Source organism: Streptomyces sp. NPDC001407, from assembly GCF_042895325.1.
In the GTDB taxonomy this organism is placed as follows: domain Bacteria; phylum Actinomycetota; class Actinomycetes; order Streptomycetales; family Streptomycetaceae; genus Streptomyces.
The window spans coordinates 1-9,897 of the sequence record NZ_JBIAWF010000055.1; the positions used below are offsets into that span (position 1 = coordinate 1).

General features: G+C 71.3%; 8 protein-coding genes. 2 read left to right on the forward strand and 6 right to left on the reverse strand.

Going from position 1 to position 9,897, the window contains the following annotated elements:
- Nucleotides 1-449: 449 nt before the first annotated feature.
- Both ACFY1P_RS35175 and ACFY1P_RS35180 read right to left on the reverse strand, forming a co-directional pair.
- Entirely contained in the window at nt 450-932 is a 483-nt protein-coding gene (locus tag ACFY1P_RS35175; protein ID WP_361535372.1) for a hypothetical protein, read from the reverse strand.
- A gap of 40 nt (nt 933-972) precedes the next feature.
- A complete protein-coding gene (locus ACFY1P_RS35180; protein ID WP_361535375.1) occupies nt 973-1,308 on the reverse strand; it encodes an SH3 domain-containing protein in 336 nt (111 codons plus the stop codon).
- Nucleotides 1,309-1,455: 147 nt separating this feature from the next.
- On the opposite strand from ACFY1P_RS35180, the gene ACFY1P_RS35185 reads away from it, so the two are divergent.
- Nucleotides 1,456-3,702, forward strand: a complete 2,247-nt coding sequence (locus tag ACFY1P_RS35185; protein ID WP_390752990.1) for a PQQ-binding-like beta-propeller repeat protein — start codon at nt 1,456-1,458, stop codon at nt 3,700-3,702.
- Between the two features lie 577 nt (nt 3,703-4,279).
- Here ACFY1P_RS35185 and ilvD read toward each other — a convergent pair.
- The 4 genes from ilvD to ACFY1P_RS35205 form a co-directional block, all read right to left on the reverse strand.
- The gene (gene ilvD / locus ACFY1P_RS35190; RefSeq protein WP_361534588.1) at nt 4,280-6,130 is read right to left on the reverse strand and encodes a dihydroxy-acid dehydratase; all 1,851 of its coding nucleotides are present in this window, start codon (nt 6,128-6,130) and stop codon (nt 4,280-4,282) included.
- A gap of 153 nt (nt 6,131-6,283) precedes the next feature.
- A complete protein-coding gene (locus ACFY1P_RS35195; protein ID WP_361534591.1) occupies nt 6,284-6,919 on the reverse strand; it encodes a TetR family transcriptional regulator in 636 nt (211 codons plus the stop codon).
- Nucleotides 6,916-7,740, reverse strand: a complete 825-nt coding sequence (locus ACFY1P_RS35200; RefSeq protein ID WP_361534594.1) for a sugar phosphate isomerase/epimerase — start codon at nt 7,738-7,740, stop codon at nt 6,916-6,918. The genes ACFY1P_RS35195 and ACFY1P_RS35200 overlap by 4 nt, the downstream gene beginning before the upstream one ends.
- Nucleotides 7,741-7,827: 87 nt before the next feature.
- Nucleotides 7,828-8,760, reverse strand: coding sequence for a Ppx/GppA phosphatase family protein (locus ACFY1P_RS35205; RefSeq protein WP_361534597.1), 933 nt, complete (start codon nt 8,758-8,760; stop codon nt 7,828-7,830).
- 45 nt (nt 8,761-8,805) lie between these two features.
- On the opposite strand from ACFY1P_RS35205, the gene ACFY1P_RS35210 reads away from it, so the two are divergent.
- The gene (locus tag ACFY1P_RS35210) at nt 8,806-9,651 is read left to right on the forward strand and encodes a hypothetical protein (RefSeq protein ID WP_390752991.1); all 846 of its coding nucleotides are present in this window, start codon (nt 8,806-8,808) and stop codon (nt 9,649-9,651) included.
- Nucleotides 9,652-9,897: the final 246 nt, after the last annotated feature.

A 9,897-nucleotide genomic window follows, 5' to 3' on the forward strand; every position in this document is an offset into this window, starting at 1 on the left:
CCGCGTCCCGACCAGAAGGCCAGGGACGGGGTATTTTATAGTCTGGCGTTGACTTTTGGCACGCTGTTGAGTTCTCAAGGAACGGACGCTTCCTTTGTACTCACCCTCTCGGGCTTTCCTCCGGGCGTTCCCCTTCGGTATTTCGTGTTTCCAACCTTACCAGATCCGTTTTCCGTTCCGTTTCCGGTTCAGATTCCGTTTCCGGCCCCCTGTTGGAGCGGGGTTTTTCGCGCCTTCCGGCGTGATCACTACTTTAGCGTATTTCCCCGGCGGCTCCTAATCGGCGCCCGGTCCGGAATTCGGCACGCCGAAAACCATCCCGTTCAGGGAACATGCAGTAGAGATTGCCGCCGGTGCGGCAGGAGTGGCCGCCTCGCCGTCCTCGCGGACGCCGGGGCAACTCGAAGAACTCTACACCAGTCCGGGCGGTGCTCCGCCCCGGCTGCCGGCTACCGGCGTTTGCCCCGCTTGCCGGACTTCGCGCGGCGCCGTTCGTAGCGGGCCAGCGCCTCCTCGTACTCCTTGCGGCGCAGCTCCTCGCCCGGGGCCTCGATGAGGGTGCGCAACGCGTAGGCGAGGAGGGAGCCGATGAAGCCGATCAGCAGCATGCTCTGCATCGAGCGTTCAACGCTCGCGTCCGCCGCGGGGTCCGGGCGGCGGCCGAACCCTTCCCAGGTGCGGCGGAAGGCGAGCGCGCTGCACACGGCGAAGGCGACGACCACGAGGATGTTCACGAGGCTGCCGACCTTGGCGATCGTCAGGCCCTCGTAGCCGAAGCGCAGCACCAGGGCGCCCGCCGCCGCCGTGACGAGCGCGCCGATTCCGGCACCGGCTCTGCGCAGTGCGTAGCCGCCGTCATGGTCGACCCATGTCGTACCGAAGAACCGGATCGGTTCGGGCCGGGGGCCGGTGGCCTCGTGCTCATCGCTCATACCCCGATTATCGCCACCGGCTACCGGCCGACGTCGTGCCTCAGGAGCAGCGGATCGCGACGAAGTCGCTGCTGCCCGTCTTCACATAGGCGTCCGACACGTACTGGCCCGGAGCGATGCTGTCCCAGATGTCGGTGGTGCCGTACGGGCCGGTGACCGTCTCGCCGCGGGTCTGGCAGCGGATCTGGACCTCGGCGTCCTCGGGGAGGACGCGGACGATCTGGCTGCCGGTGTTCGGACCGCGGCGGACGTTGACCTGGGTGCCCGGGGCGATCGGGTAATAGACGGCGCTCGCCGACTGCACCGATACGGCCAGGCCGGCACTCTCGTCACTCGTGCCGCTGTCGTTGCTCTCGCTGATCTCGCCGATGGCCATGTGGCCCTCCCCCGCGCGGTAATGAGGCATTGCTCGATGACATGCGCAGGCTAGCAAGGCACCGGCATGCCTCCCGGGGTTCCCGGGTGCCATCGATTAGGCTCCGGAGGCCGCCGTACGCGGCCGAATACACACGGGGGTGGGGGAATGCCGCCGCTGCGCACGACCGGGGCGGGCCCGGAAGCGGAGGATCCGGGGTATGCCGGTCGGTACCGGCTGGAGGGTCGTCTCGGGTCCGGCGGCATGGGTGTCGTCCATCTGGCCCGCTCGCCTTCCGGGCTGCGTCTCGCGGTCAAGGTGGTGCATGCCGAATATGCGGTGGACCCGGAGTTCAGGGCCCGTTTCCGGCAGGAGGTCGCGGCCGCGCGGCGGGTGAGCGGGGCCTTCACCGCTCCGGTCGTGGACGCCGACCCCGATGGTGAGCGTCCCTGGATGGCCACCCTCTACATCCCCGGTCCCACGCTCTCCGAGCGGGTGAAGCGGAACGGGCCGTTGCCGCCCGACGAGGTGCGGCGGCTGGCCGCGGGTCTCGCGGAGGCCCTGCGCGACATTCACCGCGCCAAAGTGGTGCACCGCGATCTCAAGCCGAGCAATGTGCTGCTCGCCGAGGACGGTCCCAAGGTCATCGACTTCGGCATTTCCCGCCCGTGCGACAGTGAGCTGCACACCGAGACCGGGAAATTGATCGGGACGCCGCCTTTCATGGCACCCGAGCAGTTCCAGCGGCCGCGTGAAGTGGGGCCGGCCGCGGATGTGTTCGCGCTGGCGTCGCTGCTGGTGCACGCGGCGACGGGGCGGGGGCCGTTCGAATCGGACAGCCCGTACATCGTCGCCTATCAGGTGGTGCACAACGAACCGGATCTCGCCGGGGTCCCGGACGATCTGATTCCGCTGATCCGGTCCTGCCTGGCGAAGGAGCCCGCCGAGCGGCCGACGCCGGACGCGATCATGGCCCGGCTGCCGCGGGTGCCCGGGGCGGCGCCGGTGAGCTTCCCCGCTCCGCCGGAGAACGGCGCGTCCCGCGACGCGGTGCCCACGCACGTACGCGTTCCCCCGCAGCCCGAGGCGCCGGAGCCGGCCCCGCCGCCGGCCCGCCCTCGTACACGCCGGACGCGGCGCGCGCTGTGGGCCGTCGCCGCCGCGGTGGTGGCGACGGCGCTGGGGGTCGGTGGCTCCTGGGCGCTGCGTCAGGCCGATGTGTCGCACCGGCCGCCGTCGCAGTCACGGTCGGCGGCAGCGGGCGCGGACTGGCAGCCGTGGGAGGCGTCCGTGCCCCCGGACGCGGCGGGTGACGGCAGGGTGCGGGCCGGGTTCTGTACGTACGGGGAGGCCGCGCTCTACTGCTCCGCTCCCGGTGTGCAGGCGGCCCGCATCGACCCCGCGAGCGGGGAGGTCGTCTGGCGGCGGCCCGTCGACACCTCCCATCCCGCGGAGACGGAGCCGGGCGCTCCGCCCGCGCCGGTGGTCTCGGGCGGCCTGGTGCACGTCATAACGCCGGACGGCGACCAGCTCTTCGCGCTCGACCCAGTGAAGGGCGAGCAGCGCTGGACGCGGAACGTGGCCGCGTACAGCGGGCGGGTCTATCACGCGGGTGACACGCTGCTGCTGGTCGCGGCCGACGGCACGGTGACGGCCGTCGACGGCGCTTCGGGCAGGGAGCGCTGGAGCCACAAACTGCCGGGGCACGCGAAGCCCGTCTTCTCCTCCTTCGCGGACTCCGACGCCGACTCCTACGCCGATCCCCAGGTCGTCGGCGGGCGCGACATCGGCGCACCCGTCTACGCCGTCTCCCCGGCCGGTCCCGGACAGCACCGTACGCAGCTGCTCGCGCTCGATCCGCTGCGCGGGACGGCGTTGTGGCAGCGGACGCTGGACGGCGATCTGACGCCTGTGGGCGTGGGTCCGCGCGGCACGCTCTATCTGACAGCCGTCGACTCCCGCGACCGTGTCTCCGCTGTCGTCCGCTACTCCCCCGCCGAACAGAGCGAGCACCGGGTGCCCCTGAGCACGCCGTTGAGTGTCACGAGCGCGGCCGCGCGGGGTGACGCGGTCTACCTGTTGTCCTCCGACGGTGGTCTGACGGCCGTGGGCGTCGATCCGGCGGGTACGGGCGGCGGACAGCGGTGGCGGCTGGACACGTCCGTGGCCAACGCCTCGGCTCTTGTCCTGGCCGACGACCGTCTGTACTTCTCCGCTGCGGACGGGCGGTTGCTGGCCGTGGATACGGTCCGGGGTTCGCTGCTGGGTCAGACGTCGCCTCGGCTCACTCGGGCGGGGCGGGGGTATCTGGATCTGTTGCCGGCGCCGGTGGCGGCGGACGGGAAGGTTTTCGGGGCGGCGCCGGATGGGACGGTGTTCGCTGTGAGCGACCACGATCCTGGGGGTTGGCGGTAGGGGCGCCTGCGGCGGGCTTGTCCCTCCACCCCGCCCCTTCCCGGCTTCATCTCATGTGCGGCTCCGCCGCGTGGGGGGCGCTGCTGCCCCAGACCCCTGGCCGCGGGACGGTGGACGCCTGCGGCGGGCTCTTTCCCCCACCCCGCCCCTTCCCGAAACTGAGGCGCTGCCCCAGACCCCGAACCTCAGGTCCGTTGCCGCCTGCGGCGGGAGCGCACTGCGTGCGCGTCCTCAAACGCCGGACAGGCTGAAAAACAAAAGCATGGCGCGCCCCGAAGCGTGATGTCACCCACCGGGGGGAGGGGGTGGGGTCGGAGGGTGGGGTTCTGGAACGCGGTGCGACTTCACAGCACTCAATACGACTCACGGCGCCCGCACCGCGTTCCAGGTCCTCAGCCCGGAGGCCCCACCCCCGGCACCCACCACACACCCAAGCCCGGCCGGCGATTGAGGCCGCCCGCCGCAGGCGCACACAACCCGCACCTAAAAACGAACCCGCACCCAGCGGAAAGCGCACCCACCACACACCCAAGCCCAGCCGGCGATTGAGGCCACCCCACCCCAACCACAAACAACCTCAGCCCAAGCGGCTAACGTCCCGCACAGCCCCCCGATCCGCGCTCGTAGCCATCGCCGCATACGCCCGCAACGCCGCCGACACCTTCCGTTCGCGGGACTTCGGGGCGTAGCGGCCGCCAAGGGACGCGCGGCGGGCGGTCAGTTCCTCGTCGGGGACGAGGAGTTCGATCGAGCGGGCGGGGATGTCGATGCGGATGCGGTCGCCGTCCTGGACGAGGGCGATCGTGCCGCCGGAGGCGGCCTCGGGGGAGGCGTGGCCGATGGAGAGGCCGGACGTGCCGCCGGAGAAGCGGCCGTCGGTGACCAGGGCGCAGGACTTGCCGAGGCCGCGGCCCTTCAGGAAGGACGTGGGGTAGAGCATCTCCTGCATGCCGGGGCCGCCCTTGGGGCCCTCGTAGCGGATGACGACGACGTCGCCCTCCTTGATCTCCTTGCGGAGGATCTTGTCGACGGCTTCTTCCTGCGATTCGCAGACGACGGCCGGTCCTTCGAACGTCCAGATCGATTCGTCGACGCCCGCCGTTTTCACGACACAGCCGTCGACGGCGAGGTTGCCCTTGAGGACGGCCAGTCCGCCGTCCTTGGAGTAGGCGTGCGCGGCGTCGCGGATGCAGCCGCCGGCGGCGTCCGTGTCGAGGGTTTCCCAGCGCTCGGACTGCGAGAAGGCGGTGGCGGAGCGGACGCAGCCGGGGGCGGCGTGCCAGAGTTCGACGGCCTCGGCGGATGGGGAGCCGCCGCGGACGTCCCAGGTGCCGAGCCACTCCTTGATGCCGGGCGAGTGGACCGTGTGCACGTCCTCGTTGAGCAGGCCCGCGCGGTAGAGCTCGCCGAGGATCGCGGGGATGCCGCCGGCGCGGTGCACGTCCTCCATGTAGTACGTGCCGCCGGGGGCGACGTTGGGCGCGACCTTGGCCAGGCAGGGCACGCGGCGGGAGACCGCGTCGATGTCCTTGAGGTCGTAGTCCAGCCCGGCCTCCTGAGCGGCGGCGAGCAGGTGGAGGATCGTGTTGGTCGAGCCGCCCATGGCGATGTCGAGGGCCATGGCGTTGTCGAAGGCGGCGCGGGTGGCGATGTTGCGCGGCAGGACGGAGTCGTCGTCCTGCTCGTAGTAGCGCTTGGTGATCTCGACGACCGTGCGGGCGGCGTTCTCGTACAGCGCCTTGCGGGCGGTGTGGGTGGCGAGGACGGAGCCGTTGCCCGGCAGGGAGAGGCCGATGGCCTCGGTGAGGCAGTTCATGGAGTTCGCGGTGAACATGCCGGAGCAGGAGCCGCAGGTCGGGCAGGCGTTCTCCTCGATGCGGAGGACGTCCTCGTCCGAGACGTTCTCGTCGACCGCGTCGACGATGGCGTTGATCAGGTCGAGCTTGCGGACCGTGCCGTCGACGAGGGTGGCCTGACCGGCCTCCATCGGGCCGCCGGAGACGAAGACGACGGGGATGTTCAGGCGCAGCGCGGCCATCAGCATGCCCGGCGTGATCTTGTCGCAGTTGGAGATGCAGATCAGCGCGTCGGCGCAGTGCGCCTCGACCATGTACTCGACGGAGTCGGCGATCAGGTCGCGCGAGGGCAGGGAGTAGAGCATCCCGGCGTGGCCCATCGCGATGCCGTCGTCGACGGCGATGGTGTTGAACTCGCGGGGCACCGCGCCCGCCGCCAGGATCGCGTCGGAGACGATCCGGCCGACCGGGGCGAGGTGGGTGTGGCCGGGGACGAATTCGGTGAAGGAGTTGGCCACCGCGATGATCGGCTTGCCGATGTCCCCGCTCGCTACGCCCGAGGCGCGCATCAGGGCGCGGGCTCCCGCCATGTTGCGGCCGTGGGTGACGGTGCGGGACCTCAGCTCGGGCATCCTGCTCCACTCCTCGAAAGGCGTCGGCGCGCGGTGGCGGCGGCCTGGTGGCGGCGGCTTCGCGCTGCGCGGTGTCGCGTCCTACGAGCCTACGCCGATGATCCAAGATCCGGACAGTGTCTCCGGTATGTGAGACGGGCGTCTCGCGGCGGGCTACGGGGCTCCGGTGAGGTGGCGCTGTATGGCCGGTGTCACCTGGGCGATGACGTCCTCCACGTCCGCCGAGGCCAGCGGTTCGACCTTGATGACGTGGCGCAGCATCACGACGCCGACCAGGTGGGCGGCGGCGAGCTCGGCGCGCAGCCGGGGCTCCTCGATGTCGAGTTCGTCGGCGATGCGGGCCATCAGGCGGGTGGAGACGAGGTCGCGGAAGACCGCGGCCGCGGTCTCGTTGGCGACGGCGGACCGGATGATCGCGAGCAGTGGCTCGCGGGTGACGGGGTCCTCCCACAGGCCGAGGAAGAAGCGCGCCATGCGTTCGCCGGCGGTGTCCGGACCGCCGCCCTTGAGGACGACGTCGGGTGCCTGGAGTGCGGGTGCGAAGGCGACCTCGACGGCGGCGGCGAAGATCTGTTCCTTGGGCCCGAAGTAGTGGTGGACGAGGGCGGGGTCCACGTCCGCGCCCCTGGCGATGGCGCGGATGGACGCCTTGTCGTAGCCGCGCTCGGCGAACTCGGCGCGGGCCGCCGCGAGGATGCGCTCGCGGGCGCCGGGGCCTGCGGCGAGGTCCGTACGGGCGGGCCTGCCGCGTTTTCTGGGGGCGCCGTCGCCCGTACGGGGGACGCTCACGGGCGGGCCGCGCCCGTCGGGGAGGCGAGGTGCAGCCGGGTGAAGGCCAGCGCCTCGGCGAGGTCGGCCTCGCGCTCGGCGGCGGACATGGCGCGCCGGGTGTTGACCTCGATCACCACGTGGCCGTCGAAGCCGGTGGTGGCGAGGCGTTCCAGCAGTTCGGCGCAGGGCTGCTTGCCGCGGCCCGGCACGAGGTGCTCGTCCTTGGCGGAGCCGTTGCCGTCGGCGAGGTGGATGTGCGCCAGCCGGTCGCCCATCCGGTCGATCATCTGGATGGCGTCCGTCCGGGCGGTGGCGGTGTGCGAGAGGTCGACGGTGAAGTGGCGGTAGTCGTCCTTGGTGACGTCCCAGTCCGGGGCGTAGGCGAGCATCTCGCGGTCGCGGTAGCGCCAGGGGTACATGTTCTCGACGGCGAAGCGGACGTCCGTCTCGTCGGCCATCCGCCAGATCCCCTGCACGAAGTCCCGTGCGTAGCCGCGCTGCCAGCGGAACGGCGGGTGGACGACCACGGTCGTGGCGCCCAGCTTCTCGGCGGCCGTGCGGGCCCGCTGGAGCTTGACCCAGGGGTCGGTGGACCAGACGCGCTGGGTGATCAGCAGACAGGGCGCGTGGACGGCCAGGATGGGCACCTGGTGGTAGTCGGAGAGGCGGCGGAGCGCCTCGATGTCCTGGCTGACCGGGTCGGTCCACACCATGACCTCGACACCGTCGTAGCCCAGGCGCGCGGCGATCTCGAAGGCCGTCGCCGTCGACTCCGGGTAGACCGAGGCCGTGGACAGCGCGACCTTCGCATCCGGGATGCGCACCACAGGCTCTGTCACGAGGGACAGCGTACGACCGTGTCCCGGGCCGCGGGCATGGAGGTGCCCGTGCGGCGCACCGGCGGAGCGCCCTTGCCGGCCGCCGGGTCAGGAAGTGGGCAGGTGGTCGAGCCTCCGGAGGATGACGCCCTCCCGCAGCGCCCAGGGGCAGATCTCCAGCTCCTCGACGCCGAGGAGGTCCATGGCCGCCTCGGCGACGAGCGCGCCCGCGACCAGCTGCGGCGCACGGCCCTCCGAGACGCCGGGCAGCCGGGCGCGCTCCGCCGAGGTCATGGCGGCGAGCTTGGGCACCCACTCCTCCAGGGACCGCCGGGTGAGCGCCCGCTGGACGTACAGACCGTCGGTGGAACGAGCCGCTCCGGCGATCCGGGCGAGCTGCTTGAACGTCTTGGAGGTGGCGACGACGTGGTCCGGGGTGCCGTGCCGGGCGAAGTCCCCGACGATGCGGGCGATCTGCGCGCGTACGTGCCGCCGCAGCGCCCGTACGTCCGTGGCGTCGGGCGGATCGCCGGGCAGCCAGGCCGTGGTCAGCCGGCCCGCGCCCAGCGGCAGCGAGACGGCCACGTCGGGCTCCTCGTCCATGCCGAGGGCGATCTCCAGCGAACCGCCCCCGATGTCGAGGACCAGGAGCTTTCCGGACGACCAGCCGAACCAGCGGCGGGTGGCCAGGAACGTCAGCCGCGCCTCCTCGTCGCCGGTGAGCACCGGCAGGGTGATTCCGGTCTCCTTCTGGACGCGGGCGAGCACGGTGTCGGCGTTGGCCGCCTCGCGCACCGCGGAGGTCGCGAACGGCAGCACCTCCTCCACGCCTTTGTCCTCGGCGGCTTCGAGGGCCTCCTGGATGACGGAGACGAGCCGTTCGATCCCCGCCTCGCTGATCGCCCCTTCGTCGTCGAGGAGCTCCGCGAGCCGCAGTTCGGCCTTGTGGGAGTGGGCGGGCAGGGGGCGGGCGCCCGGATGCGCGTCCACCACCAGCAGATGGACCGTATTCGAACCCACATCGAGGACACCGAGTCTCATGGCCTGAACGCTACTGCGAGCGGCCGGGGCGCATAGTCTTGAGGGGTGGCAAAGACGAAGAAGGCGAAGCCTGACAAATCCCTCGAGAAGGCAGGCAAGGCCGACAAGAAGCGGTCCAAGCTCTCCGCGAAGGGCTCCTCCAAGGCCACCGACGAGGTCGGGCTCGACTTTGCCCGCGCCTGGGTCGAATTCCCCGATCCGGCCGACGACGAACAGGTCTTCCGCTGCGACCTGACCTGGCTCACCTCCCGGTGGAGCTGCATCTTCGGCAGCGGTTGCCAGGGCATCCAGGCCGGGCGCGCCGACGACGGCTGCTGCACGCTGGGCGCGCACTTCTCCGACGAGGAGGACGAGCAGCGCGTCGCGGGGCACGTGGCGCGGCTGACGCCGGACATCTGGCAGTTCCACGACGTCGGCACCTCGACCGGCTGGACCCAGGTCGACGACGACGGCGACCGGCAGACCCGCCGCTGGGACGGCTCCTGCATCTTCCAGAACCGCCCCGGCTTCGCGGGCGGCGCCGGCTGCTCCCTGCACATCCTGGCCCTCAAGGAGGGCCGCGAGCCGCTGGAGACCAAGCCGGACGTCTGCTGGCAGCTTCCCGTCCGCCGCACGTACGACTGGATCGACCGCCCCGACGACACCCGCGTCCTCCAGGTCTCCATCGGCGAATACGACCGCCGCGGCTGGGGCCCCGGCGGCCACGACCTCCACTGGTGGTGCACCTCCGCGACGTCCGCGCACGGGGCGGGTGATCCGGTGTACGTGACGTACGCGCCGGAGCTGACGGAACTGATGGGCAAGGAGGCGTACGGGCGGCTGGTGGAGCTTTGTGAGGAGCGGCTGGGGGCACTTCTGCCGTTGGCTCCGCATCCGGCGGATGGTGCCTGAGGTTTTTTGGGTGCGGGTGTGTTGTGGCTGGGGTGGGGTGGCCTCAATCGCCGGCCGGGCTGGGAACGCTTTCCGCTGGGTGCGGGGGCGATTCTGGGTGCGGGTCCGTTGCGCCTGCGGCGAGCGGCCTCAAACGCCGGCCGGGCTTGGGTTGTGGTGGGTGCCGGGGGTGGGGCCTCCGGGCTGGGAACCTGGAACGCGGTGCGGGAACCGTAAGACGTATTGGGTGCCCTGAAGTCGCACCGC